Genomic DNA, 26671 nt, shown 5'->3' with positions numbered 1-26671 from the left:
ACATGTTGCAGGACACGCACCACTGCCCTGCATCGTTCGTTGGTTTTTCGTAAAGAAGGTTTCATGTTCCGTTCGCATAGTGGCCATGCACCGGCACGCGTGCCGGTGACCACCCCCAATGCAACGGACCACCATGCAGACCCGACACCTGACGATCGCCGTGGCGATCGCGCTCTCCGCCGCCGCCAGCGCCCATGCCGCCACCGCCGCCGATACCGGCGCCAGCACCGATGCCGCGCTGAGCGCGCAGACGCTGGATACCGTCTCCGTGATCGGCCAGGGCGAGACCCGCCAGGTGCAGCGCATCACCACCGTCGACAAGCAGGTGCTGCCGCCGGGCACCAGCGGCCAGAAGATCCTCGACCGCCTGCCGGGCGTGTCGGTGCAGTCCAACGACGCCTTCGGTGCCAACGAAGAATCGCAGACCATCAGCCTGCGCGGCTTCGACAAGAGCCGCCTCGGCTATACGCTGGACGGCATCCCGCTGGGTGACAACAGCTACGGCAACTACAACGGCCTGAGCATTGCCCGCGCGATCATCGCCGAGAACCTGGCCGGCGCAGAGTTGTCGCAGGGCATCGGCTCGCTGGGCGTGGCGTCGACGAGCAACCTGGGCGGCACCATCCAGTACTTCTCGATGGACCCGTCCACCGAATTCGGTGGACGCGCCAGCGTCACCGTAGGTGACAACAACCAGCGTCGCGGCTACCTGCGCGTGGATACAGGCGACATCAATGGTTTCTCGGCCTACGTGTCCGGCGTGCACCAGGACCAGGACATGTGGGCCGCGCCGTACCAGAACCAGACCACCCGCCAGTTCAACGCCAAGGCCGTGTGGAATGTCGGCGACCACCGCTTCGGTGCGTTCGTGGCGACCTCGCGCGCCAGCCAGGCCAACTACGCCTACCTGTCCAAGGACATGCTGGCACGTGGCCTGGGCTACGACTGGAACATCTATGCGCCGGACTGGGATCGCGCTGTCGCTGCCGCGTACTGCGCACCGGGCACCTACAACAAGGCACGCTGCAAGTTCAGCGGCGGCGTCAACAGCATCGACGATGCCTACTACCAGAGCCGCGCGCTGCGCGACGACAACCTCTATTCGGTCGATGCCGACCTGCGCCTGGGCGAGCAGGGCCGCCTGAAGCTGCTGGCCTACCACCACGACAACCGTGGCCAGGGCCACTGGTGGGCGCCGGGCCAGCCGTCCTACCCGGGTACCGACAAGATGCTGCCGATCTCGATCCGCAGCACCAACTACACGATCAACCGCGATGGCCTGACCGCCGCGCTGTCGTGGACGGTGGGCATCCACGAACTGGAAGCCGGCCTGTGGTACGAGCAGAACGACCATAACGTGTCGCGCAACTTCTACTACATCAGCGGCCCGTTCCTGGACGACCTGTACCTGAAGAACCCGGACCGCCTGCTGTTCAACCAGGACTTCGACATCCGCACGCGCCAGTTCTACGTGCAGGACCGCATGCGCTTCCTGGACCAGCGCCTGACCGTGGATGTCGGTATCAAGAGCCCGAACACCCGCATGCGCGCCACCGCCCAGCCGGGCGTGGAAACCCGCATCGCCTCGGGCACGCTGACCGCCAAGAAGTCGGTGCTGCCGCAGGTGGGCCTGGGCTTCAAGCTCAACGACAACAACGAGCTGTTCGCTTCGTACGCAGAGAACATCGCCGCCTTCGTCGGTGGCGGCAGCGGTGGCCCGTTGCAGGTGTCGCCGGAATCGTTCGCGGCCAGCGCCGGCCTGGAGCCGGAGAAGTCCAAGAGCCTTGAAGCCGGCTTCCGTACCTTCGGCGAGAAGTACCAGGCCTCGATCGCCGCCTACAACGTGAAGTTCGACAACCGCCTGCTGTCGCTGAACCCGTGCTCGAGCATCGAAGTCGGCACGCGTCCGGAGTGCGTGACGCGCTTCATCAACGTCGGTTCGGTGAAGAGCCACGGTGCGGAGCTGACCTTCATCCTCAAGCCGATCGACGGCCTGCAGTGGTACAACGCGCTGTCCTGGAACAAGACCACCTACGAGGATGACTACACCTCGGGCGGCGCGATCGTGCCGGTGGCCGGCAAGATCACGGTGGATACGCCGCAGCGCATGGCCTCCAGCGAGATCAGCTGGAACCGCGATGGCTTCTTCGCCAGCCTGCGTGCCAAGTACACCGGCAAGCGCTACTACACCTACACCAACGACCAGTCGGTGCCGGGCGTGACCACCTTCGACGCCGGTGCGGGCTACGACTTCGGCCCGGGCCTTGGCCTGCGCAACGTGCGGGTGTCGTTGAACGCGACCAACCTGACCAACAAGCGCTATGCCGGCCAGCTGAGTTCGTTCGCGCCGACCGATCCGAAGGGCACGCGGTATGCGATCCATGCGAGCGCGCCGCGGCAGCTGTTCATGACGGTGGCGGCGGAGTTCTAAATCGAAAGCGGGCGCTGCGGCGCGTTGATTGTTCCTGCATGGCGTGGGTAGGCAGGCCCATGCAGGACACGCCGTAAACCCGTCCTTGGGGGCTCGATCGGCGCATCCATGCGCCTCACGGTCCTGCATGGGCCTGCCTACCCCCGCTGGACAGTTCCCCGCGCCCGCGCGGAGGCAATGGAAAGCAAGAGCAAAAAGCGAAGAGCCGGGCATTGCCCGGCTCTTCGCTTTTCAAGATTTTCAAGCGCAATCCCTTCGGCGCGGTGATGTGCTGCCGCCCGCGCGGGAAACTGTCTGGCGGCGGTGGCGCACCCTGGCCAGGACCGTGAGGCGCATGGATGCGCCGATCGAGCCCCCATGGATGGGTTTACGGCGTGTCCTGGCCAGGGTGCGCCACCGCCGCCCAGCGATATCAATCGAGGCGCCAGCGCATCATCCCGCCAACGCCTTTCATTCCGGCGCCAGCTGGTCCATCCGTATACGGTTGGCGAACAGCGAGAACGCCAGCATGCCGGCCAGGCCGTTCGCCCGGCTCACCCAGTGCGGCAGCCAGCGCGGCGGCTTCAGCACACCCGCTTCGAACAGCGGCGCGAACGCGATCGCATCGGCCAGGCTCATCTTGCCGGCGAACAACCAGCGGCAGACCTGCAGGCGGTCCTCGGCCAGCATGTGGCGGAAGAAGGTATGCACCGACACCAGGCCGCGCAGGTACACCGTGTCCTTGGTGAAGGCCAGGCCGCCACTCGGCGGCACCCCACGGAACACGCGCTGTGCCGACGCAAAGCTCTCTTCGGCGTTCTGCCCGGCATCGCAGAAGTAGCGGAACACTTCGATGAAGTCGGCGCCTTCGCGGGCCATCGCGATCGCTTCGGTGCGCAGACTGATGCGCTTCAGGCGCTCGATGTCGATGCTGCCGGTGATCTGTTCGGCGAAGGTAGCCAGCCCTTCCTGGGTGGCCGTCACCCGCGGCGAGGACAACGCCAGGCTGGGCAGCACCGGTTGTTCGCGGCCATTCAAGGCCGTCAGCGAATGCACCAGCGCTTCGTGGTGGAACAGCTGCGCGCGGTCGTAGGCACTGAAGCGCGCACTGGTGCGCAGGCGGATGCGGGTCGGTCCGGCAGCGGCCTTGGACACCAGCTCTGGATCGAGCTGCACCTGGATGATGCGCGATTCGAAGAACGCATCCAGGTCATTCTGCAGCTGCAGCTGCAGGGCAATGGCCGAGACCGGCACCTGCTCTTCCGGCGCCAGCAGTTCGTGATCGAGTTCGGCAGCAATCTGGATGAAGTGACGCGCCGCTTCGCGCGTGCTCGGGCCATTGCCTGGCAACGGCTGCTCGGGCGCGCCGAACAACTGCACCGAACAGGTATCGACCGCCGCCGTGCCCAACCCTTCCAGCAGCTGCGCGGCCAGGTCCCAGCTCTGCGCCGACTGGCGCACGTAGTGGCCCAGCGGATGAGTATCATCGCAGTCGGCGGCGATCGCAGCCAGTGCGCGGCGCTCCTCGCTGAAATCCAGCCTCGGGTAATCCACCTTCGGCAGCACCGGCTGTCCACGTGCCACGCTGTCCAGGAACGGTGCCTGCAGCGTGGCCGGCCAGCTGGTCAGCCCCAGCAGGCGGATGCCCCCCACGGCCTCGACCAGGCGCGCATCGAGCGCTGCATGGTGGGCCACGTCACTGTCCAGCGTCGCAGTCGGTTCCATGGGCGGACTATAGCGCCCTGCTGTGTCCGGCGCTGCGCGCCGCCGCCCGAGCATCGGCTCGGGCGCTACAGGAAATGACTCCGCCGCGGACCCACTGTAAAGCCAAGCCCACGCCCGGCTGCTGTGCTACCGCCGGCGGTTCTTGCTCGCCGGGCGGAACTGCTGGCCCTTGCCCTTCCTGCCACCACGCTCCTGCGCGGTCTCGGCCTGGCGAACCGCCAGCTTGGCGGCGGCGGCGGCCACTTCTTCCTTCAACTTGAAGTAGTTCAGCAGGCGGCTCTCTTCGATCTCGCCGGCCTCGATCGCGGCACGTACCGCACAGCCCGGTTCCTGCTGGTGCTTGCAGTCATTGAAACGGCACTGTGCGGCCAGCGCTTCGATATCGGCGAAGCCGCCTTCCGACAGCGTCTCTTCACCGGTCGGCTTCAGCTCGCGCATGCCGGGGGTGTCGATCAGGCAGGCGCCCGTCGGCAGCGGCATCAGCGCGCGATGGGTGGTGGTGTGTCGTCCGCGCGAATCGTTGGCACGCACCGCGTTGGTCTTCATCCGCTGCTCGCCGAGCAGCGTGTTGGTCAACGTGGACTTGCCGGCACCGGACGAGCCCACCAGCACCACGGTGCGGCCCGGGCCCAGCCACGGTTGCAGCACGGCAACGCTGTCGGCATCCAGGCCATTGATCGCATGCAGCGCGATGCCCTGCATCTCCAGCTCTTCCAGCACCGCCAGCGCATCCTCGCTGTATTCGGTCTGGTCGGCCTTGGTCAGCACCACCACCGGTTCGGCACCGCCACCGCCGACCAGCAGCAGGTAGCGCTCGATGCGGCGCGGATTGAAGTCAGCGTCCAGGCCACAGACGATGAACACCGTATCGATGTTGGCCGCGATCACCTGCTGGTGGTAGTGCTCACCTGCGGCACCACGCTTGATCGCGGTGCGCCGTGGCAGCAGGGCGACGATGCGGATGCCATCGAGCAGCACCCAGTCGCCCACCGCCGGCCGCTCATGGCTGGGGAAGCGCGGGCGCTGCCATTCGGGCAGCGACTCGGCCTTGATCGATGCATCCGGGCCATCGGCCACCACGTAGTGGGTGCGGTGCTGTTCGATCACCCGTGCCGGGCGGGCCTGCGGGTGCGCGGCCATCGCGGCCTGCCAGTCGGCCTGCTGTGGCGGGCCCGGCCAGGGCCAGCCGATGGTCTGCAGGGCGATGAAATCGGGGGTCTGGGTCATCGCCGCCATTCTACCTGTGCCAGCGCCCTGCCAGCCCAGCAGTGACGGGCCCGGAGCCCTTGCCATGCAGTGCAGCAATTCCGGTAGGATGGAAGCCCCATGCCTTTTGACGGCCCAGCTCCCATGTCCACCACCTCGCCCAAGCCCCTGGCCATCCGCGAGCGCCTTTCCGAAGTGCGCTACGAAATCCGCGGAGAACTGGCGCGGCGAGCCCGGGAGCTGGAGGCGCAGGGCCGCAAGCTGATCAAGCTCAACATCGGCAACCCGGGCGCTTTCGGCTTCCGCGCGCCGGAGCACCTGCAACGCGCGATTGCCGACGACATGGGCCGCACCGACCCATACACCCACCAGCAGGGCCTGCCGGTGGCGCGCGAAGCCATCGCCAGCTACTACGCCCGCCGTGGCGCGCCCGATGCGCACCCGGACCGCGTCTTCCTCGGCAACGGCGTCAGCGAGCTGATCGACCTGTCACTGCGTGCGCTGCTCAACCCGGGCGACGAAGTGCTGGTGCCCTCGCCCGACTACCCGCTGTGGTCGGCTTCGACCATCCTCAACGATGGCCGGCCGGTGTACTACCGCTGCGCGCCGGAGAACGGATTCCAGCCGGACCCGAGCGAGATCGAGACGCTGGTCTCTTCGCGCACCCGCGCCATCGTGCTGATCAATCCGAACAATCCCAGCGGCGCCAGCTACCCGCGCGAACTGCTGGAGCGCGTGGTGGAAATCGCGCGCCGCCACAACCTGCTGCTGCTGGTCGATGAGATCTACGACCAGATCCTGTACGACGACGCGGTGTTCCAGCCGGTCGCGCCGCTGGCCGGTGATCATCCATGCCTGACCTTCAGTGGCCTGAGCAAGGTGCACCGCGCCTGCGGCTGGCGTGTGGGCTGGGCCCACCTCAGCGGTGACGATGCCCGCCTGGGCGACTTCCGCGCCGCGCTGGACCTGTTGGGCGCACTGCGCCTGTGCGCCAACGTGCCGGGCCAGTACGCCATCGAGGCGGCGGTGAACGGTCCGGACACCATCTCCGAGCTGTGCACGCCGGGCGGCCGCCTGTATGAAACCCGCCGCGCGGTGATCGAGGCCTGCGAAGCCAGCGAGCACCTGTCACTGGTCGCGCCGGCCGGCGCGCTGTATGCGTTCCCGGCCGTGGTCGGTGCCGCTGCGAAGGGCTTCGACGACCACGATTTCGCGCTGGACCTGATGAACAACGAAGGCGTGCTGGTGGTGCCGGGCTCAAGCTTCAACGTGCCCTACCGCCATCATTTCCGCGTGACCCTGATGCCGGAAGCTTCGGTGATGCGCGATGTGTTCGCCCGCATCGACCGCGTGCTGGCGCGCCGCGCCGAGGATGCGACCAAGGTCGTGCCGCTGAAGCCTCGCCGCTCGGTGGCCTGAGCCGTGGCGCTGTCCTACCTGGCGCTGGGCGATTCGTACACCATCGGTGAAGCGGTTGCAGTCGAAGGCCGTTGGCCACACCAGCTGGCCGCCGCGCTGCGCGCGCAGGACGTGGCGCTGGCCGACCCGCAGACCATTGCGACCACCGGCTGGACGACCGACGAGCTCGATGCGGGTATCGACGCGGCTGCACCGCAGGGCCCGTTCGATTTCGTCAGCCTGCTGATCGGCGTCAACAACCAGTACCGCGGGCGTCCGCTGGACGAGTACCGCAGCCAGTTCCAGGCCCTGCTGCAGCGGGCGATCGGCTTCGCCGGCGGTGATGCCGGCCGCGTGCTGGTGCTGTCCTTCCCCGATTGGGGCGCCACCCCGTTCGGTGTCGGCAGTGGCCGCGACCTGGCCGCGATCGAGATCGAGACCGACGAATTCAATGCCGCCGCCGAGGTGATCAGTACCCGGCACGGCGTAGCCTTCGTCGACATCACCGACATCAGCCGCGCGCAGGGCGAAGACCCGACGATGATCGCCGAGGACGGCCTGCATCCTTCAGCGCGGATGTACGCGCTGTGGAGCGCGCGCGCGCTGCCGGTTGCCGCGCATCTGCTTGGCGGCACGGACTGAGGCGATGGACGGCACGCCACGGAACGGCCCGCCCCTGCCCTGTACTCCCCTGACGGCCCCGCAGGCCCGCTTGATCGCCGAAGCGTTCCGCCCGGCGCAGGCCTGGGGCAGCCGCCGCGACTACTACTACACCCGCGGCAAGCTCGGCAGCGATCCGCTGTACGACGGCGTGCTGCAGCATCTGCCTGACGACGGACAGCCGGTGCTGGACCTCGGCTGCGGGCTGGGCCTGTTCGCCCATGTACTGCGCCAGCGCGGCGGCACCCAGCGCTACCTGGGCGTGGACGTGGATGCGGGCAAGATCGCCCGCGCGCAACGTGCCGCCGTCGAGCTGCATGACGTGCGCTTCGACTGCGTGGACGTGCAGGCGCCACTGCCGGCACAGGCCGGGCACGTCCTGCTGCTGGACGTGCTGCAGTACCTGGACGCGGACCCACAGCAGGCACTGCTGCGCGCGGCCAGTGCACGGGTGGCCCCCGGCGGCTGCCTGCTGCTGCGCACGCCGCTGGCCACCGGCGATGGCCGCGACCGCACCACGCGGGTGGCGGACCGGCTGGCCTGGCTGGTCGGCTGGATGGGCACACGCCCGCGCCACTATCCCGATCCACGGGTACTGCAGACAACGCTTGCCGAAGCGGGATTGCAGGTGGCCGCCCCCCGGCCACTGCATGGGCGTACGCCGTTCAACAGCTGGCTGCTGGTAGCGCGGCGGAACCGGTAGCGCCGGGCCATGCCCGGCGAGCGCAGCGGCGCCCGTGGAACCCACCGGGCATCGCCCGGCGCTACTGCATCCGTGTCAGCTGACCGGCAGCCGCGCCTTCAGGCCGCGCTCGTCCAGCGCCTGCAGCACGCGCGCGATGATCACCAGGTTGTGGCCGTGGGCGGCGCCTTCATGCAGCAGCACGATGGCGCCCGGACGCAGGTCCGGCAGCAGCCGGTCGAGCACGCCCTGCGCCGTGCAGCCGATACCGTCGAAGCCGCGCGCGCTCCAGCCGACCCGGACCAGGCCCAGCCGCTTCAACACCGGCGCCACGAACGGGTTGGTCATGCCCACCACCGAGCGATACCAGCGCACCGGATGCCCGCTCAGCGCCTGCAGCGCATGCTGGCAGCCTTCGATCTCGGCCCGCATCGCCGCTGGGCCCAGGCGCCAGAAGCGGGCCTGCGGGTGGCTGAGACTGTGATTGCCGAGATCGTGGCCACGGCGCAGGATCTCGGCCACCAGTTCCGGCTGCGCCAGCGCACGGTCCCCCACCAGGAAGAAGGTCGCACGCGCCTGGTGGCGGTCCAGGAGGTCGAGCACGGCACGGGTTTCCGGGCCGGGGCCGTCATCGATCGTCAGCCAGACACTGTTGCCAGCGTCCGGCACCCGGCTCAATACCGGCGCGTAGAAACGGCTGTTGGGCAGGAATATCGGCACCATGAACAGCGCGTGGCTGGCCACCATCAGCGGCAGGGCCCAGTGCCAGCCTGCCAGTACCCATACCAGGATCACGGCCAACTGCGACGCCACCAGCCAGGGCAGCCAGCGCCAGGGCCGGGTCGGGATGCGATGCAATGTTCCTGCGTTGCTCATCCCCCATGATGCCATGGGGGGTAGAATTGATGATTCGAATTCCCGGAACCCCGACGTCCATGTCCCTCGATCCCGCCCTGCGTTCGCGCATCGAATCCATCCTCAACGCCAACCGCGTCGTGCTGTTCATGAAGGGCCAGCCGTCGATGCCGCAGTGTGGTTTCTCGGCCAAGGCCGTGGGCGCCCTGCAGGACCTCGGTGTCGAGTTCGCCCACGTCAACGTGCTGGCCGACCAGGAAATCCGTGAAGGCATCAAGGCCTACGGCGACTGGCCGACCATCCCGCAGCTGTACATCGACGGCGAACTGGTCGGCGGCAGCGACATCGTGCTGCAGATGGCTGCCAGCGGTGAGCTGAGCAGCGTGCTGGGCCTGGCCGCACCGGACCGCACCCCGCCGAGCATCACCGTCACCCCGGCCGCCGTGGAAATGCTCAAGGGCGCGCTGGCCGACGCTCCGGGCGCTGCCCTGCAGCTGACCATCGACGCCGGCTTCCAGCCGAACTTCCAGCTGGCCCCGCATGACGAAGGCGCGATCGCTGCCGAATCCAACGGCCTGCGCGTGCAGTTCGACCTGTCCAGCGCCCGTCGCGCCAACGGCATCACCATCGACTGGGTGGACGACATCCGCGGCAAGGGCCTGGCCATCGACAACCCGAACGCGCCGAAGCCGGTACAGGAAATCAGCGTGCGTGATGCCGACGACCTGGTGCGCGCCGGCAACATCACCCTGGTGGACGTGCGCCCGGCCGACGAGCGCGCCATCGCAGCCGTCGGCGTGCCGTTCAGGAGCTTCGACGGCAACGGCCGTGCGGAGCTGGAAGCCCTGCCGAAGGACACCGCTCTGGCCTTCATGTGCCACCACGGCGGCCGCAGCGCACAGGCTGCCGAGCAGTTCCGTGCACTGGGCTTCACCAAGGTGTTCAACGTCACCGGCGGCATCAATGCCTGGTCCGAAGACGTGGACAACGGCGTGCCGAAGTACTGATCGGCCCCGGCATGGGGTCGACTTGGGGTCGGATCCCTTTCCGCAGGAAAGGGCTCTGGCCCCAGCACAGAAAACGCCGGCATTCGCCGGCGTTTTCTGCATCCACGCATGGCGTGGACCTACCCGGCGAAGCCGCCTTCGGCCAGGTAATCCAGCTCTTCCGCCGTGGGCAAGCGACCGAGCACGGCATTGCGATGCGGGAAGCGCCCGAAGCGGCGGATGATGTCGCGGTGCAGTTCGGCGTACTGCAGGTATTCCTTGTCACCCAGCACGTCGAACATCGCCACCGAGCGGTCCTGGTCCAGCGGATCCTCGGAGTGCTCGAACGGCAGGTAGATGAAGGCGCGCAGCTTCGGCACCAGCTGCAGGTCCAGGCCTTCCTCGATGGCGCGCATGGCGTAATGCCGGGCCAGGCCATCGGTGGCGTAGGAGTGGGCGGTACCGCGGAAGCAGTTGCGCGGGAACTGGTCCAGCAGCAGCATCAGGGCCAGCGCCCCTTCGGCACTGCCCAGCCAATGCTCGCGCGCGCGCGAAGCGGCGGCGAAATGCTCATCCAGGAACAACTGGCGGAACTGCGCGTCGAACGCATCATCGCGGGCGAACCACTTTGCAGGGCCCGCCTCGTTCCAGAATTCCACCACTTGCGCGGCAACGTCCATTACCTACTCCCAGGCCCGGACGCCCCGCGCCCGGCCTTCATCATCATTCGTCGAAGCGCAGGTGGCGTACCGACTTGCCGTTGCGCCGGATAAGCTTAAGCGCCTCGATACCGATCTGGATATGGTTTTCCACGAACTGGGAGCTGACCTTGGCATCGGAGGCCTCGGTCTTGACCCCATCGGGGATCATCGGCTGGTCCGAGACCAGCAGCAGCGCGCCACTGGGGATGTGGTTGGCGAAGCCGGCGGCGAACACCGTGGCTGTTTCCATGTCGATGGCCATGCAGCGCATCGCCCGCAGCCGCTCCTTGAAGGCCTCGTCGTGCTCCCAGACCCGGCGATTGGTGGTGTAGACCGTGCCGGTCCAGTAGTCGTGGCCGAGGTCGCGGATCATGGTCGAAACCGCACGCTGCAGGGCAAAGGCCGGCAGGGCCGGGACTTCCGGCGGCAGGTAATCGCCCGAGGTACCCTCGCCACGGATCGCGGCGATCGGCAGCACCAGGTCACCCAGCTGGTTCTTGCGCTTGAGGCCACCGCACTTACCGAGGAACAGCACCGCCTTGGGCATCACCGCCGACAGCAGGTCCATGATGATCGCGGCATTGGGGCTGCCCATGCCGAAGTTGATCATGGTGATGCCATCGATGGTGGCACTGGCCATCGGCCGGTCCAGGCCGATGACCGGCGCGCCGGTCAGCTCGGAGAACGTATGCAGGTAGCCCCCGAAGTTGGTCAGCAGGATGTGCTGGCCGAACTGGTCCAAGGGCACACCGGTATACCGGGGCAGCCAGTTGTCGACGATTTCCTGCTTGCTCTTCATGGGCGGTCCGGTACGGCGGGGGACCGGGTATTTTCAGCCACCCGGCCGGTGCCGTCGAGCTACCGTCGGCAGGCCTGTGAAGAAGGTCACTTGGCAAGCCCGCCGCCTCCGGGCTAGCGTCGACGGTTGGACCAGGCTGCAAGGGGAACTGCATGGCATCGACGTTGTTGCGCGCTGGGGTAGCCCTGGCACTGCTTTCATTGAGCACGGCTCCGGCGGTGGGCGCCTCGCGCTTCGTCGCCGATCCCTACCCCAGCACCTACCAGGCCCATCCTGATGCGCCGGTACTGATCCAGAACGCCACGGTGCTGACCGGTACCGGCCAGCGCCTGGACAACGCCGACGTGCTGCTGCGCGACGGCCGCATCGCCGCCGTCGGTCGCCAACTGCAGGCCGATGCCGGTGTCACCCGCATCGATGCGCAGGGCAAGTGGGTCACCCCCGGGCTGATCGACGTGCATTCGCATCTGGGTGTATACCCCAGCCCCGGCGTCGGCGCGCACAGCGACGGCAACGAGATGACCGCACCGGTCACCGCCAACGTCTGGGCCGAACACTCGGTGTGGCCTCAGGACCCAGGCTTCGCCACGGCACTGGCCGGCGGCGTGACCAGCATGCAGGTGCTGCCCGGCTCGGCCAACCTGGTGGGTGGCCGCGGCGTGACCCTGAAGAACGTCCCGGCCATCACCTACCAGGCGATGAAGTTCCCCGGCGCTCCATGGGGCCTGAAGATGGCCTGCGGCGAGAACCCCAAGCGGGTCTATGGCGAAGGCAAGGGCGTGACCCCGGCCACGCGCATGGGCAACGTGGCCGGCTACCGTGCCGCCTTCATCGACGCCGCCGACTACATCGCCAAGAACAAACCCAAGCCGGCCAAGCGCAAGGGATGGTTCGGCAGCGACAAGGGCGACAGCGCCGGGGATGCAGGCGGCAAGCGCGATCTCAAGCTGGACACGCTGGCCGGCGCCATCGAAGGCGACATCCGCGTGCACATCCACTGCTACCGCGCCGACGAGATGGCCACCATGCTCGACCTGGCCAAGGAATTCGGCTTCAAGGTGGCCGCTTTCCACCACGGTGTGGAGGCCTACAAGCTGGCCGACCGGCTGGCCGCCGACGGCGTCTGCGGCGCACTCTGGGCCGACTGGTGGGGCTTCAAGATGGAAGCCTTCGACGGCATTCCCGAGAACATCGCGCTGGTCGACCGGCCGAAGAACAGCTGCGCCATCGTCCATTCCGATTCACCCGAGGGCATCCAGCGCCTGAACCAGGAAGCGGCCAAGGTGATGGCGTCCGCGCGCCGCGCGCGCATGCCGGAGATCACGCCCGAGCACGCCATCACCTGGATGACCGCCAACGCCGCCAAGGCGCTGGGCATCGAGGGCCAGACCGGCACCCTGGAAGCCGGCAAGATGGCCGATGTGGTGGTGTGGAACGGCAACCCCTTCAGTTCGTACGCACTGGCTGAGCAGGTCTTCATCGACGGCCGGCGGCTGTATGACCGCGGCGCGCCAGCGAGCACGCCGCGTTCTGATTTCCAGCTCGGCCAGGAGGTGCGCTGATGGTGGTGCTCAAGCAGTTGGCGCAGTCTGCCGCGAAGGGCAGCCGGGCATGGCTCGGTTCTACTGTCATGGTGCTGGCCTGCATTTCCGCATCCGCATCGGCACAGGACCTGCTGGTGCGCAACGCGACGGTGCATACCGCCAGCGCGCGCGGCAGCCTGCAGAACGCCGATGTGCTGGTGCAGGGCGGCATCATCCGTGCGGTGGGCAACGGCCTGTCAGCGCCTGCCGGCGCCACCGTGATCGAGGCCAATGGCCGCCCCCTGACGCCGGCGCTGTTCGGCGGTATCACCGAAACCGGCATCGAAGAGGTCTCGGGTGAATCGAGCACGGTGGACAGTTCGTTGAAGCTCGGCGAGCAACCACTGCGTCCGGAATTCGACGTCACCCTCGCCTACAACCCGGCCTCGGTGCTGATTCCGGTCACGCGCCTGGAAGGCATCGGCTTCACTGCGTTGGGCGCTGCCACCGGCGGTGGTTTCGTGGCTGGCCAGGGCGGCGTGATGCGGTTGGACGGCAGCGCCGACCCGATCGGCCCGCGCGCCCTGTTCCTGCGCATTGGCGCAGCCGCATCCGAGCTGACCGGGCATTCGCGCGCCGCGCAATGGATGCTGCTGCAGCAGATGGTCGACGAAGCACGCGGACAGGTGGCTGCGGACTCGCCGCATGCGCTGCTGACCCCGGCCGGGCGCCGCACGCTCAGCCGCTATCTGGCCGGCCAGGCCCGCATCGTGGTGGAGGTCGATCGTGCCTCGGACATCCGCCAGCTGCTGCGCTGGGCCGCGCGCGAGAAGGTGAAGATCGCCATCGCCGGTGCCAGCGAAGCGTGGCAGGTCGCGCCGGAGCTGGCCGCCGCACAGGTGCCGGTGTTCGTCGACGTGCTGGCCAACCTGCCGGCCAGCTTCGACCAGATCGGCGCCACCCTGGAAAATGCCGCACGCCTGCAACGCGCCGGCGTGCCGGTGTCGTTCGTGCAGCGCGGCGACGCCACCCACAACGCGCGCAAGATGCGCCAGCTGGCCGGCAACGCGGTGGCCAACGGTTTGCCGTGGGCCGATGGCCTGGCTGGGCTGACCCGGGTGCCGGCGCAGGCGTTCGGGGTGGCCGACCAGATCGGCAGCATCGAGCCGGGCAAGCGCGCCGACCTGGTGCTGTGGGAAGGCGACCCGCTGGACGTGGCGCACTATGCCGAGCAGGTCTGGCTGGGCGGCCGTGCGATGCCGATGCGCTCGCGCCAGACCGACCTGCGCGACCGCTACCTTCAGCGCAACGCGCAGCCCTGACCGCACACGAGGACACACCGATGGCGACACTGCGCTGGTACTTCGACTTCGTTTCGCCCTACTCCTACCTGCACTGGCAGAAGCTGAAGCAGCTGCCGCAGTTCGCGCAGATCCAGACCGTGCCGATCGCCTTCGGTGCGGTGCTGCATCACCTGGGCAACCTCGGGCCGGCCGAGATTCCGGCCAAGCGCCGCTTCATCTACCGCCAGCTGCTGTGGACCGCACAGGCCGAGGGCACACCACTGCGGTTCCCGCCCGGCCATCCGTTCAACCCGCTGTCCGCCCTGCGCCTGTGCCTGGCCGCCGGCGCCAGCGTGCAGGCCGTGGACGTGCTGTTCGACTGGATCTGGCGCGACGGCAACGCGGCCGACAGCGCCGAAGCCCTGCGCGAACCCGGCGCACGGCTGGGCATCGAGGATGTCGCATCCGCCATCGCCGACCCGGCGGTGAAGGAGCAGCTGCGGCGCAACACGGAGGCCGCGATCGCGGCCGGCGTGTTCGGGGTACCCACCCTGGCCATCGGCGACGAGCTGTTCTGGGGCAACGACGCGCACCCGCTGATGGCCGCGGTGCTGGCCGATCCGGGCCTGCTGCGGCAGCCCGAATGGCAGCGCTTGGCCAACCTGCCGGTGGCGGTGCAGCGCAGTCGCTGAACAGGGCGTGGCGCGTTTCCCTCGCGCGCCGCGCTGGAATTTGAGATAGATTTCACGTTTCCGAACCTACAACCGCCCTGGAGGGGGAGCCGCGGATGCGCATCGGAATCGTCGTCGACTCGGCCTGCGACCTGCCGCCGGACTTCATCGCCACACACAACATCGTGCTGCTGCCGATCACCGTACGGATCGGCGAAGCCGTGCTGGCCGATCATCGCGATGAGCAGGCCACCCTGAGTTTCCTGCACGCGCATGTGGCCGAACATGGCGCCGAGGCGGAGACCATCCCCTTCAGCGTCAACCAGATCCGCGACCTGTTCCTGCAGCAGCTGGTGATCGATTACGACCACGTGTTCTGCATGACCATCACCAAGACCCGCAGCCCGATCCACGACAACGCGCTGCAGGCCAGCTTCGCCATCCTCAACGACTACAAACCGGTGCGTCAGGCAGCGGGCTACAACTCGCCGTTCGCGCTGCGCGTGCTCGACACCCAGAACCTGTTCGCTGCCCAGGCGGTAACGGCGGTGGAAGCGGTGCGCCTGCGCGACAGCAACGCCAGCGTGCAGCAGATCCGCGAACGATTGGAGGAACTGGCGGGCAACGTGCATGGCTACATGGTTACCCGCGACCTGTACTACATGCGCGCACGTGCGCGGCACAAGGGTGACCGCAGTGTCGGCCTGCTCAGTGCAGCGCTGGGCAGCGCACTGGACATCAAGCCGGTGCTGCATGGCTACCGCGGCGAGACCGGGCCGGTGGCCAAGATCAAGGGCTTCGACAACGCCGTGCAGAAGCTTTTCGCGGTGGTCGGCCAACGTGTGCGTGCCGGGCTGATGACACCGACGGTGTGCGTCAGCTACGGCGGCGAACTGGACGAGCTGCGCACCCTGCCCGGCTATGCACAGATGAAGGAGGTCTGCGCCGGCCACGGCGTGACCGTGTACGAATCGGTGATGAGCCTGACCGGCATGGTCAACGTCGGCAAGGGCGCGGTCACCGTGGGCTTCGCCGATGGGCCACATCGGTTTGAATGAAGGCCAGCCGTGGCTGGAATCTGCACATCGATTCCACCACGACTGTGCCAGCCTTGCCGCACTTCAAGGAGAACTCCATGCCTGCGCAGTACCACATCAGCCTGCCCGACCCGTCCAAGGCCCGCGGCAACGATCCTGACCTGTCCTTCCATTCGCAGGGCGCCGCCGGTTTCGCCGAGGAGCTGCAGGACGCGCTGCGCAGCGGCGCGCTGTTCGAGCGCTGGAAGGCCAAGCAACCCGACCCGGATGCGGTGGAACCGCAATGGGGCGTGACCGATCCGGATGCCACCGTGACCGGCGAACAGAAGGATCTGCGCATCAACCTGGTCGCCACCACCCGCATCGACAGCGACGTGTTCAAGCAGCGCCTGCGCCTGCTGGCCGGCAGCCACTGGGAACTGCGCGACGTGCGTTGAGGCACCCGCCCGCCGGGCATGGCCCGGCGTTTCCATTTCCCTACCAGCCACCGCCCAGCGCGCGATACAGCTCCACCCGCGCGATTGCCGCCGTAGCCTGGCTGTTGGCCAGTGCGGCCTGGTTGTCCAGTGCGATGCGCTGGGTGGTCAGCACGTCCAGCATGTCGACCACGCCGGCCTGGTACTGCCGGCGCGCCGCACCGAGCGCGGTCTCGCTTTCATCCACCGCCACGTGCAGCTGCACGGTGCGCTGCTGTTCGGCGGCGTAGCCATCGATGGCGTCGTCCACTTCATGCCAGGCCTGCAGCACCGTGCGCTGGAACTGCAGCGACGACTGTTGCTGCTGCAGCTTGCTCAACGCAAGGTTGGCCTTGAGCCTGCCGCCCTGGAAGATCGGCAGGCTGATCGACGGCCCGATGCTGAAACGGTGTGCGTTCCAGCCATCCAGATCATCCAGCTGCTTGGCCTGGAAGCCAGCGTCGCCATTCAAGGTGATACGCGGCAGGAAACTGGCCTTGGCCACGCCGATGCCGGCCGTTGCGGCATGCAATGCCGCTTCGGCACGACGGATGTCCGGGCGACGCTCAGCCAGTTCACTCGGCAACCCCACCGCTACGGCCGGCAACGCCGGCCAGTCACGGCGTGCATCCTGCAGCTGCGCGTCCAGCGCCTGCGGCGGCTGCGCCAGCAGGAACGCCAGCGCATTGCGCAGCTGCGATTCGCGATGCCGCAACGGCGCGATGCGTGCCTGCAGCGATGCTACCTGCGCTGACGCGCTGGACACCTGCAGCGTGCTGGCCACGCCCTGGCGTTGGCGTGCTTCGGTCAGGCGCTTGATGTCGTGGGCAATGCTGAGGTTGTCTTCAGTGATCGCCAACAACTGCCGCGTTGCACGCAATTGCAGGTAATCACGCGCGGTTTCCGCCAGCAGCGCGATGCGCACTGCGTGTGCATCCTCCTCGGCCATCTGCACGCGTGCATCGGCGGCTTCCACCTGGCGGCGCACCCGTCCCCACAGATCCAGTTCCCAGCTCAGGCCGATGCCGGCCTGGAACAGCCCATAGTCATCACGACCGCCGTTGCCGGACGGATCGTTCAAGCCCACCTCGCTGTTGCGTGCGCGTGCGCCGCTGGCGGTTGCGCTGACGCTGGGCAGACGGTCGGCGGCGCTGATGCCACGCGCGGCGCGGCTCTGCTGCACGCGGTTGGCCGCCAGCTGCAGGTCCAGGTTGGCCTCCAGCACCTGGCTGGCCAGCTGTCCCAGCAGCGGGTCGTCGAAGCCGGCCCACCAGGCGGCGTCCTGATCGATCGCGTTGCCCGCGACGGCCTCGCCCTGCCAGTGACTGGGCAGTTCCGCCTGAGGACGTACGAAGTCCGGACCCATCGTGCAGGCAGCCAGGGCCGTGCACAGGCTGGCCGCAACCAAGGTGCTGCGGAACAAGGCAACTGCGCTCATGCGCCCTCCCCGGCCGAATGGCCCGGACTGTGCTTCACGCTCTGCGCGCGCGCGCGGCTGCCCAGGTCGACACTGGCTTCCACCGACATGCCGGCACGTAGCTGGTCCAGCAGCGGCTGGCCCGGCTCCAGCACGATCTTCACCGGAATACGCTGCACCACCTTGGTGAAGTTGCCGGTGGCATTCTCCGGTGCGACAGCGGCGAAGGTGACGCCGGTGGCCGGCGCGATGCTGTCGATGTGCCCGCGCAGCGGCTTGCCCGGGAACACGTCCACCTTCAGTTCGACCTGCTGGCCGGCCTGCATGCGGGTCATCTGTGTTTCCTGGAAGTTGGCGACCACGAAGGCACGCTTCAGCGGCACCACCGCGGCCACCGGTGTACCCGGGGTCAGGTAGGCACCTACGCGCACTGCACGACGACCGACCATGCCGTCGATCGGTGCACGCAGCACGGTGTGCGACAGATCCAGTTCTGCGCGGGCCTGCGCCGCTTCCGCGCGTTGCACCGCGGCCTGCGCAGCCTGCACACCGGCGGTCAGGATGTCGGTGCGCTGGCGCGCGGTCGACAGCGCCGCCTGGCCCTGCTGCAGGTGGGCACTGGCCACGGCCTGCTTCGACTGCGCCTGCTGCGCGTTCTGCACGGTTCCGGCGCCGTCACGGGCCAGTTCGCGGTAGCGCTGCTGGTCGGCACTGGCCAGGGTCAGTTCGGAACGGCTGACATCGACACTGGCCTTGGCCTGCGCGATCAGCGAGTCCTGCTGGGCCAGTGCCGCCTGCGCATTGGCCAGCTGTGCACGGGCATTGGCGAGGTCGGCACGGGCCGCCTGCAGGGCGACCTGGTAGTCACGGTCGTCGATGCGGGCAAGCACGTCGCCGGCCTTCACCGACTGGTTGTCCTCCACCTCCACGGCACTGACGAAGCCGGGAATTTTCGGAGCCACCAGAGTGTAGTCGGCCACCACGTACGCATTGTTGGTGCTCTGGTGGCCAGAGTCGCGCAGCAGCAGCCAGGCGCCGATGGCCAGGGCCAGTACGCCCAGGCCCAGGCCGGTGTTGAGAGTGGTTCGATTGATCGTCATGAGGGGTTCCTGCGAAAGGTTCAGGCCACGGCACGTGGCGGGTGGATCCGGGTAGGCATCCAGGCAATGAGGGGAATGAAGGCCAGCGCCACCAGTGCGACCACCCAGTACAGGTCGGCCGAGGTCAGCGCCTGCACCTGTGCATGCAGGCGCGCGCCGAGCTGCGGGCCATCGGCCAGCCACGGTTGCTCGCCCAGGCGGTCGACCAGCACGGTGGAATGGAAATGACGGCGGCCCTGGGCGACGGCATCCAGTACGCCGCTGGCAAGCACCGCGGCGAAACCCTTGACCGTGTTGAACCACGCCGAGGCAAATGGGCCGTCCTGCGGCGCCAGGCCGCCGGTGGCCAGCATCAGCAGCGGCAGCACCGCCATCGGTTGTGCGAACACCTGCAGCAGCTGCACCCACAGGAAGTTGTCGCGGATCCAGGCCACGTCCAGGTGCGAGCCCAGCCAGCAGGCCAGGGCCAGTATCGCCAGGCCGGTGGCCTGCACCCAGCGGCAATCCACCGCGCGGATGTTCAGCAGCGCCGCCACCAGCGGCAGCGCGATCACCTGCGGCAACGCCACCCACAGCAGCATCGGTGCGGTCTGCAACGGCCGGTAGCCCTGCACGCTGGCCAGGAAACCGGACGGGATCGAGATCACCGCCAGCAACACGAACAGCACGCCGCCCAGCGTCACCAGTGAGTAGCTGAGATTGCGGTTGGCCAGCAGTTGCAGCTTGAAGAACGGCAAGGGGTGGAACCATTCATTGATCATGAACAGCACCATCAGGCCGGCGCCCCCCCCGATCATCAGCGTGATCATCGACGAGTCGAACCAGTTCAGGCGCGGGCCCTGCACCAGGCCCAGTACCAGCAGCACCAGCGCTGGCAGGCCGAGCAGCAGGCCGACCGTATCGAACTGGGCGAAGCGTTCCAGCCGCAGCGGGTCCTGCGGCAGGCCCCAGCCGACCATCGCCATTGCCGCCAGGCAATACGGCACGATCTGCCAGAACGCCCAGTGCCAGCCCACCTGCTCGACCCAGAACGCGGCCAACGGCGTGCCCATGCTCGGGCCGAACGTTGCCGTCAGCGCGTAGCCGGCCAGGCCGTACAGCTTGATGCCCGGGGGCAGGAAGCGCAGCGCCACGCTCATCAGCAGCGGCGGCAGCGCGCCACCGCACAGGCCATGCAGCGCGCGCAGCAGCAGGAACACCTGCAGGTTCGGGGCCAGCGGGCAGAGCACGCCCAGCACCATGAAGCCACCGATCATCGCCAGTGCGAAGCGGCGCAGCGAGAAGGTGGCGGCGCACCACGGCGCGAAGGCCATCGCGCTGACCGACATCGCGCTGTAGAGGGCGACGATCCAGCTGCCGTCATCGACGCTGAAACCCATCGCGCCGCGGATGTCGGCCAAGGCGACCTTGGTGACGTTCTCGTTGAAGCCCGACACCAGCACCGCCAGCAACACACCGCACAGGCCGACCAGCACGCGGCGGTCGAGCCCGGGGGCGGCGGCGGGACGGGGCGCTGCGGCGGCCGGGACAGCGGCGGCCGGCGTACTCATCGCCGGGCGCCGATCCGTGCAGTGCACGGCATGTTGAGGGTCATTGGAATGCGCTCAGTGAAACTCCGGGGAGCGCAGTCTAGGGAGCCGGTACCTTGCGAAAAATGGCGTCACCGGCATCCCAGGTGTGCGCCGGGCGCACGCCTGCGGGCGTCAGCGGTGGGCGTCCTCGACGCGCTCGCACATGGTCTTGATCGCGCGCCGCAGCCACTGGTGCGCGGCATCGTTGTCCAGCCGCGGGTGCCAGGCCTGCACGATGGCCGCGGTACGCACCGGGATCGGCAGCGGGAACAAGCGCAACGGCAGGCGCATGCTGACGATCCGCTCCAGCATCACGCTCGGCATCTGCGGCAGGATCAGGTCCGACTCGGCCGCCGCGAAGATCGCGCCGTGGAAGGTCGGGCTGATCAGCGCCACGCGGCGCTGCAGGCCGAGCGTGGCCAGGTCATCATCGATCGGCCCACGCGGCAGGCCACGGCGCGACACTGCGATGTGGTCGCACGCGGCAAAGCGCTCGGCGCTGATTTCCTCGTCGAACAGGGGATGGTCCTCGCGCGCGGCGCCCATGAACGAGGTGCTGAACAGGTTCTGCACCTTGGTGTCGGGCGCGTGCTTGCCGGCGGTGCTGATGTACAGGTCGATCCGACCCTGCGCCATCGCATCGTCGTCGGTATCCCCCTCGGGCACGAAGCGCAGCACTGCGCGCGGCGCCTGCTGGCGGAACAGTTCACGCAGGCGTCCGCCGAATCCACCGATGAACACATCATTGGCACGCACGCTGAAGGTTCGCTCGAGTACGCGCATGTCTACTTCGCGACCGGCGTTGAAGACGCGGTGGGCCTGCTCGATCACATCGCGGACCTGCTCGCGCAGCTGCAGGGCGCGGGGTGTGGGCGCCAGACCGCGGCCTGCACGCACCAGCACCGGGTCGCCCAGCGCAGTGCGGATCCGGCCCAGGGTGCGGCTCATTGCCGGCGCGCTCAGGTTCATCCGGCGCGCAGCGGCGGCCACGCTGCATTCGTCAATCAGCACGTCCAGTGCCAGCAACAGGTTCAGGTCCGGCAGGGGCATGACAGTCTCCGGTAAATCAGATGACTCTACGGCACCTGTAACCACCATGGATTGCGTTCTACGCATTCATTGACTGCCGCGCACGGCATGGGTGCGCGCGATGACATCGGCGACCATCCCCGGCCTGCCAAGGAGACATCCATGTTCAATACCCTGCTGGTCGCCCTGGACGGTGGCCCCCAGCACGCGCGCGTGCTGGACCTGGCCGCGGCCATTGCCGGCCCCCGCAGCCGCCTGCACCTGCTGTGCGTGCTCGACCCCGAATTCGCGCTGGCGGCCGATGCCAGCGAAGCCGACCGTATCGAGTACCCGGAAGCCGCCCGCCAGCGCTCCCGCGCCGAGGCGGTGCTGGCCGAAGCCCTGGCCGAGCTGCGCGAGCGCGGCGTCGATGCCATCGCGCAGATCCCCTCCGGCGACCCCGGCGAAGTCATCAGCGACCAGGCCAGGCGCCTGAAGTGCGACCTGATCGTGATCGGCCACCGCCACCTGTCCCGGCTGGAGCGCCTGTTCGAACCCTCGATCGGGCAATGGACCATCGATCACGCCCCCTGCCCCGTGCTGGTGGAAACCCGCGACCCACAACCCTAGCTGCCATGGCCTCCCGTTCCCCCTTGTTTCCCACCCGGGTCAGCTACCGTGCCTTCGGCCGCCAGTTCGGCCGTGGCGAGCAGGCGCTGCTGGCGGCGATACGCCAGCTGCGTGACCCCGATCTCGTAGCCGATGGACTCGCACAGCTGAGCGGCCTCGGCGTTGATCCTGAAGGCTGCGACGCGTTCATCAACCTGCTGCCACTGCTGGCCGCGCCGACGGCACCGATCGACCTGTTGCCCGCCGGCTCTCCGTTCATTGCCGCCAGCGAACTGGACCTGCTGGTCTGCCTGCTGCGCATCGCACAATGGCGGCATGCGTGCCCGCGCGAAGACGACACGCTGGCACCGTTGCGCCAGCAGCTGGCGCGCTGTGCGATAGCCGTGCAGGCGGCAAAACTGCCGTTGCGACAGCGCTCGTTGTCACCAGTCGGGCTGAGGCTGCTCGATCCCACCGGCTGGCTGCGGCAGCGATGACCCGGCCGCGCCGACCGTACGCAATCGCGCACAGGGAGCGGCTACCTGGCGCGCTCAGCAATCCATCCTGCCGTGCGCACTGCCTTCGTCGTCGAGCACGTGCGCATGCAGGATCACCTGGTTGCGACCGGCGCGCTTGGCGGCATACAGGCCGGCATCGGCGTCCGCCAGCAACTGATCGGCACTGGCCAGGGCCGGCGGATGCAGGTAGCCCACTCCGATGCTGATACTGACCGACCCTTCCGGCAGCGGCAGCGCTGCCACCGCCTCGCGCAGGCGCTCGGCCAGCGCCAGCACGCCCGAGAGCGGGCTTCCCGGCACGATCACGGCGAATTCCTCGCCGCCATAGCGAGCAACGCTGTCACCACCGCGACCGGCTATGGCCTTCAGCACCCCGGCCACCGCCTGCAGGCAACGATCACCAGCCGGATGGCCGTGCTGGTCGTTGAAGGCCTTGAAGTGGTCGATATCCACCAGCAGCAGGCCCAGCTCGGTGCCGCTGCGCCGTGCGCGATTCCACTCGGACATCAGCCGTGCGTCGAATTCGCGACGGTTGGCCACGCCGGTCAGGCCATCCTGCCGCGCAAGTTGATCCAGTGCTGCCTGGCGTTCCAGAAGATCCGCCTGGAGCAACACGCTGCGCAGGCCGAAACCAAGGGTAGCTACGACGAAGCCCGCGACCGCCAACGGCCGCGCATGATCGACCACCAACGTGCCGACCACCAGCAGCAGCAATGGCAGGATGATCGGACCGGCGGCCTGCACCGTCCGCGCCAGCCTCGGGTGTGCCGTGGTGCCTGTGTCCGGCGCCGTGTCCAGCGCCAGGCAGGCAATCAGCAGGAACGGTACGTCGATCAGCAGATCGTTGAACGCACCGAATGCATCATCGGATGTGTAATGGTTGATGTAGTAGGCCACCAGCAGATAGGCCAGAGCGTACAGCGCCAGTGCGCGGAAGAATCTACGCCGTTCGGGCACGTCGCCGGCCAGCCATCGCACCACGGCGAACCCGGCGATACACAGATTCTGGATGTCGAACATGCGCTGCATGTTGGACATCGCATGGGCGTCGACCTCGACACGGGCGGCAAACGATGCGGTGTGCACGAAGAACAGCACCCCCAGCAACGCCGCCATCGCCGCGTCGATCAGGCTGATGCTCAAGCGCTCGCGGCGTGCCCGGGCCAGGATGAACACCAGCGGCACGCCATACAGCACGTACAACAACAGGCTGACGCGCGGGGTGAAGTCAGCCCGGCCGGCGCCCAGCGCATCCACCATGTTGAACGTCATGCCGCCGGCCCACAGCAGCAGTGCCATCGCGGTAGCACGCCAGCCCAGAGCGGCGCGGTCACGTTGCGCCCGCACCAGGCACGCGGCAGCGGCCAGCAGCGGCGCACCGGTCAGGAATACGAAAGAGCCTACGCCCGCCGGGCTCGGCCAGAACGCCACGACCAGCCCATGGCAAAGCACGTACAGCATCGCCAGCACTACCGGCATGCATCCCCCCCGATCCGCAAGGCCGTATGGCCGCACCATAGCGCGCCTGCACGCCACAGCGGCGTGATCCACTGCGGCAAAACGACACTCCGCGTGCACCACCAGGGTAGTGCCGGCTGCTGCCGGCAATCCCAGGGAATCACAGGGCGGCAGGTAGCCGGCCAGCAGCCGGCACCACCGGAACGCCCTCAGCCGTGCAGGGCGCGGGCGTGGTGGGCGATGTGCTCCCCGATGAAACTGGCGATGAAGTAGTAGCTGTGGTCGTAGCCGGGCTGCAGGCGAAGGGTCAGCGGATGGCCGGCGGCATCGCAGGCCTGCTGCAGGCGCTGCGGCTGCAGCTGGGTCTGCAGGAACTCGTCCGCCTCGCCCTGGTCGACCAGCAACGGCAGGCGCTCACGGGCCACGGCGACCAGCTCGCTGGCGTCCCATTGCGCCCAGTCCGCCGGGTTGTCGCCCAGGTAGGCGTGGAAGGCCTTCTGCCCCCACGGCACGTGGCTGGGTGCAACGATCGGCGAGAACGCCGACACGCTGCGGTAGCGCCCCGGGTTGCGCAGCGCGATCACCAGCGCACCGTGACCGCCCATCGAGTGGCCGCTGATGCCACGCGCATCGGTGACCGGGAAATTCGCCTCGATCAGTGCCGGCAGTTCCTGTGCCACGTAGTCGTGCATGCGGTAGTGCTTCGCCCACGGCGCACGGGTGGCATTGAGGTAGAACCCCGCCCCCTTGCCCAGGTCATAGCCTTCGGCATCGGCCACGTCATCGCCGCGCGGGCTGGTATCAGGCGCAACGATGATCACACCGTGCTCGGCCGCATAGCGCTGCGCGCCGGCCTTGGTGATGACGTTCTGCTCGGTGCAGGTCAGGCCGCTCAACCAGTACAGCACCGGCAGCGCCTGCGCTTCCGCCTGCGGCGGCAGGTACACGGCGAACTGCATGTCGCAGCCCAGCGTGGTGGAATGATGGCGGTAGACGTCCTGCCAGCCGCCGAAACAGGCGCGGTGTTCAATGCGTTCCATGGTGCTCTCCTGCGCGGCGCGCCAGCGCACGCGTACTTCTGGTAGATGCCGACCTTGGTCGGCTTATCCACGCGCGGCGTGGATGCCTTTGTTGATCAGCTCATCCAGCTGCGCCAGCAGGCGCAGCAATGGTTCGACGCCAGGCTGGCCATCAAGATTGCGAGAGGCCGCCACCGCCACATCGCTGCGCGGTGGCCACTGCCCGGCCGCGCGCGCCTCGTAGAGGCGCGGCAGGAATACCTGCGCAAGCCATTGCTCGAATGGCATGCCATCGTCGCTGCCGAAGGCCGAGGTCACCGTACGCGCTGGCCCCACCTCGCCCACTACCCAGCCCAGCGCACGCAACGCCTGCTCGATCGGGGCCACCAGCGCCGCGCGCGGGTCTTCCGCACGCGGCCGGCGCAGGGCATCCAGCCAGCCCATGACGCGGCTCAGTAGTGGACCACCGAACGGATCGACTTGCCTTCGTGCATCAGGTCGAAGGCTTCGTTGATCTTGTCCAGGTCCATGGTGTGGGTGACGAACGGTGCCAGTTCGATATCGCCCTTCATCGCGTCCTCGACCATGCCGGGCAGCTGGCTGCGGCCCTTCACGCCGCCGAAGGCCGTGCCCATCCACTTGCGGCCGGTCACCAGCTGGAACGGACGGGTGGAGATCTCCTGGCCCGAACCGGCCACGCCGATCACCACGCTCTGGCCCCAGCCACGGTGCGCGCATTCCAGCGCCGCACGCATCACGTTGACGTTGCCGATGCACTCGAAGCTGTGGTCCACGCCCCAGGTGGTCATTTCAACGATGACCTGCTGGATCGGCTTGTCGAAGTCCTTCGGGTTGATGCAGTCAGTGGCACCGAATTCGCGCGCCAGTTCGAACTTGGACGGGTTGGTGTCCACCGCGATGATGCGGCCGGCCTTGGCCTGGCGCGCGCCCTGGATCACCGCCAGGCCGATGCCACCGAGGCCGAACACGGCCACGCTGTCGCCTTCCTGCACCTTGGCGGTGTTGTGCACCGCGCCGATGCCGGTGGTGACACCGCAGCCGAGCAGGCAGACGTGTTCCGGGTTCGCTTCCGGGTTGATCTTCGCCAGCGACACCTCGGCCACCACGGTGTACTCGCTGAAGGTCGAGCAGCCCATGTAGTGGTACAGCGGCTCGCCGTTGTAGCTGAAGCGGCTGGTGCCGTCGGGCATCACGCCCTTGCCCTGGGTGGCGCGCACCGACACGCACAGGTTGGTCTTGCCGCTCTTGCAGAACAGGCATTCGCCGCACTCGGCGGTGTACAGCGGAATCACGTGGTCGCCGGGCTTGACGCTGGTCACGCCCTCGCCCACGTCCACCACGATGCCGGCGCCTTCATGGCCCAGCACCACCGGGAACAGGCCTTCCGGGTCATCGCCGGACAGGGTGAACGCATCGGTGTGGCAGACACCGGTGTGGGTGATCTTGACCAGCACTTCGCCCTTCTTCGGCGGGGCGACGTCGATCTCGACGATCTGCAGCGGCTGGCCGGGACCAAAGGCGACGGCGGCACGGGACTTCATGGTGGCTTCTCCAGGATC

25 protein-coding genes are annotated in these 26671 nt (G+C 67.9%); 12 read left to right on the top strand and 13 right to left on the bottom strand.

Features of this window, described 5'->3' with window-relative positions; translation table 11 throughout:
* Positions 1–133 precede the first annotated feature (133 nt).
* Complete coding sequence (locus RI032_RS12300; protein ID WP_057503953.1) at positions 134–2431, top strand: TonB-dependent receptor; 2298 nt, start codon at positions 134–136, stop codon at positions 2429–2431.
* Between the two features lie 450 nt (positions 2432–2881).
* Here the strand turns inward: RI032_RS12300 and RI032_RS12295 are convergent, their stop codons facing one another.
* Positions 2882–4135: a flavohemoglobin expression-modulating QEGLA motif protein gene (locus RI032_RS12295; protein ID WP_322547066.1), complete on the bottom strand. Its 1254-nt coding sequence runs from the start codon at positions 4133–4135 to the stop codon at positions 2882–2884.
* 126 nt (positions 4136–4261) lie between these two features.
* Positions 4262–5371 carry a ribosome small subunit-dependent GTPase A gene (rsgA, locus tag RI032_RS12290; protein ID WP_053443496.1) on the bottom strand — a complete coding sequence of 370 codons (1110 nt, stop codon included), beginning with the start codon at positions 5369–5371 and terminating at the stop codon, positions 4262–4264.
* Positions 5372–5485: 114 nt separating this feature from the next.
* On the opposite strand from rsgA, the gene RI032_RS12285 reads away from it, so the two are divergent.
* Genes RI032_RS12285 through RI032_RS12275 form a run of 3 tightly spaced genes read left to right on the top strand, consistent with a single transcriptional unit; the run spans position 5486 to position 8102 of the window.
* A complete protein-coding gene (locus RI032_RS12285; protein ID WP_010480840.1) occupies positions 5486–6760 on the top strand; it encodes a pyridoxal phosphate-dependent aminotransferase in 1275 nt (424 codons plus the stop codon).
* A 3-nt stretch (positions 6761–6763) separates the two neighbouring features.
* Complete coding sequence (locus RI032_RS12280) at positions 6764–7381, top strand: SGNH/GDSL hydrolase family protein (RefSeq protein WP_109814465.1); 618 nt, start codon at positions 6764–6766, stop codon at positions 7379–7381.
* A 4-nt stretch (positions 7382–7385) separates the two neighbouring features.
* Positions 7386–8102, top strand: coding sequence for a class I SAM-dependent methyltransferase (locus RI032_RS12275; RefSeq protein WP_322547065.1), 717 nt, complete (start codon positions 7386–7388; stop codon positions 8100–8102).
* Between the two features lie 75 nt (positions 8103–8177).
* Here RI032_RS12275 and RI032_RS12270 read toward each other — a convergent pair whose 3' ends face one another.
* On the bottom strand, positions 8178–8957 hold the full coding sequence (locus RI032_RS12270) for a polysaccharide deacetylase family protein (RefSeq protein WP_322547064.1): 780 nt from the start codon (positions 8955–8957) through the stop codon (positions 8178–8180).
* A gap of 59 nt (positions 8958–9016) precedes the next feature.
* Between RI032_RS12270 and grxD the strand changes: the two genes are divergently transcribed.
* A complete protein-coding gene (gene grxD, locus RI032_RS12265) occupies positions 9017–9943 on the top strand; it encodes a Grx4 family monothiol glutaredoxin (protein WP_024956044.1) in 927 nt (308 codons plus the stop codon).
* A gap of 119 nt (positions 9944–10062) precedes the next feature.
* Here grxD and RI032_RS12260 read toward each other — a convergent pair whose 3' ends face one another.
* A complete protein-coding gene (locus RI032_RS12260; protein ID WP_322547063.1) occupies positions 10063–10602 on the bottom strand; it encodes a DUF924 family protein in 540 nt (179 codons plus the stop codon).
* A gap of 43 nt (positions 10603–10645) precedes the next feature.
* The gene (locus RI032_RS12255; protein ID WP_005414446.1) at positions 10646–11422 is read right to left on the bottom strand and encodes an AMP nucleosidase; all 777 of its coding nucleotides are present in this window, start codon (positions 11420–11422) and stop codon (positions 10646–10648) included.
* A gap of 152 nt (positions 11423–11574) precedes the next feature.
* On the opposite strand from RI032_RS12255, the gene RI032_RS12250 reads away from it, so the two are divergent.
* From RI032_RS12250 to RI032_RS12230, 5 genes are all read left to right on the top strand, one after another.
* Positions 11575–12984 carry an amidohydrolase family protein gene (locus RI032_RS12250; RefSeq protein WP_043400114.1) on the top strand — a complete coding sequence of 470 codons (1410 nt, stop codon included), beginning with the start codon at positions 11575–11577 and terminating at the stop codon, positions 12982–12984.
* A complete protein-coding gene (locus RI032_RS12245) occupies positions 12984–14267 on the top strand; it encodes an amidohydrolase family protein (protein ID WP_322547062.1) in 1284 nt (427 codons plus the stop codon). Before RI032_RS12250 ends, RI032_RS12245 begins: the two co-directional genes overlap by 1 nt.
* 20 nt (positions 14268–14287) lie before the next feature.
* A complete protein-coding gene (locus tag RI032_RS12240) occupies positions 14288–14920 on the top strand; it encodes a DsbA family protein (protein WP_099560025.1) in 633 nt (210 codons plus the stop codon).
* Positions 14921–15015: 95 nt separating this feature from the next.
* A complete protein-coding gene (locus tag RI032_RS12235; RefSeq protein ID WP_312720563.1) occupies positions 15016–15957 on the top strand; it encodes a DegV family protein in 942 nt (313 codons plus the stop codon).
* Between the two features lie 77 nt (positions 15958–16034).
* A complete protein-coding gene (locus RI032_RS12230) occupies positions 16035–16373 on the top strand; it encodes a hypothetical protein (RefSeq protein ID WP_109814503.1) in 339 nt (112 codons plus the stop codon).
* A gap of 40 nt (positions 16374–16413) precedes the next feature.
* On the opposite strand, the gene RI032_RS12225 is transcribed toward RI032_RS12230, so the two are convergent.
* The 4 genes from RI032_RS12225 to RI032_RS12210 form a co-directional block, all read right to left on the bottom strand.
* Complete coding sequence (locus tag RI032_RS12225) at positions 16414–17829, bottom strand: efflux transporter outer membrane subunit (protein ID WP_322547061.1); 1416 nt, start codon at positions 17827–17829, stop codon at positions 16414–16416.
* Entirely contained in the window at positions 17826–18908 is a 1083-nt protein-coding gene (locus RI032_RS12220; protein ID WP_312250499.1) for an HlyD family secretion protein, read from the bottom strand. The genes RI032_RS12225 and RI032_RS12220 overlap by 4 nt, the downstream gene beginning before the upstream one ends.
* Before the next feature lie 20 nt (positions 18909–18928).
* Complete coding sequence (locus RI032_RS12215) at positions 18929–20458, bottom strand: MFS transporter (protein ID WP_322547060.1); 1530 nt, start codon at positions 20456–20458, stop codon at positions 18929–18931.
* Positions 20459–20611: 153 nt separating this feature from the next.
* Positions 20612–21529 (bottom strand): LysR family transcriptional regulator, encoded by a 918-nt coding sequence (locus RI032_RS12210; RefSeq protein ID WP_322547059.1) that lies wholly within the window; start codon positions 21527–21529, stop codon positions 20612–20614.
* 141 nt (positions 21530–21670) lie between these two features.
* On the opposite strand from RI032_RS12210, the gene RI032_RS12205 reads away from it, so the two are divergent.
* Both RI032_RS12205 and RI032_RS12200 read left to right on the top strand, forming a co-directional pair.
* Positions 21671–22117 (top strand): universal stress protein, encoded by a 447-nt coding sequence (locus RI032_RS12205; RefSeq protein WP_043400104.1) that lies wholly within the window; start codon positions 21671–21673, stop codon positions 22115–22117.
* A gap of 5 nt (positions 22118–22122) precedes the next feature.
* Positions 22123–22593, top strand: coding sequence for a hypothetical protein (locus RI032_RS12200; RefSeq protein ID WP_155030107.1), 471 nt, complete (start codon positions 22123–22125; stop codon positions 22591–22593).
* Positions 22594–22647: 54 nt separating this feature from the next.
* On the opposite strand, the gene RI032_RS12195 is transcribed toward RI032_RS12200, so the two are convergent.
* From RI032_RS12195 to RI032_RS12180, 4 genes are all read right to left on the bottom strand, one after another.
* A complete protein-coding gene (locus RI032_RS12195; protein ID WP_010480871.1) occupies positions 22648–24093 on the bottom strand; it encodes a GGDEF domain-containing protein in 1446 nt (481 codons plus the stop codon).
* 188 nt (positions 24094–24281) lie between these two features.
* Positions 24282–25112, bottom strand: coding sequence for an S-formylglutathione hydrolase (gene fghA, locus RI032_RS12190; protein WP_257471313.1), 831 nt, complete (start codon positions 25110–25112; stop codon positions 24282–24284).
* Positions 25113–25175: 63 nt separating this feature from the next.
* The gene (locus RI032_RS12185; protein WP_043400095.1) at positions 25176–25535 is read right to left on the bottom strand and encodes a YqcC family protein; all 360 of its coding nucleotides are present in this window, start codon (positions 25533–25535) and stop codon (positions 25176–25178) included.
* Between the two features lie 8 nt (positions 25536–25543).
* On the bottom strand, positions 25544–26653 hold the full coding sequence (locus RI032_RS12180; RefSeq protein WP_313412821.1) for an S-(hydroxymethyl)glutathione dehydrogenase/class III alcohol dehydrogenase: 1110 nt from the start codon (positions 26651–26653) through the stop codon (positions 25544–25546).
* Positions 26654–26671: the final 18 nt, after the last annotated feature.

It is taken from the genome of Stenotrophomonas geniculata (assembly GCF_034508895.1).
Lineage (GTDB): Bacteria > Pseudomonadota > Gammaproteobacteria > Xanthomonadales > Xanthomonadaceae > Stenotrophomonas > Stenotrophomonas geniculata.
This window is presented reverse-complemented; position numbering and strand designations above follow the sequence as displayed.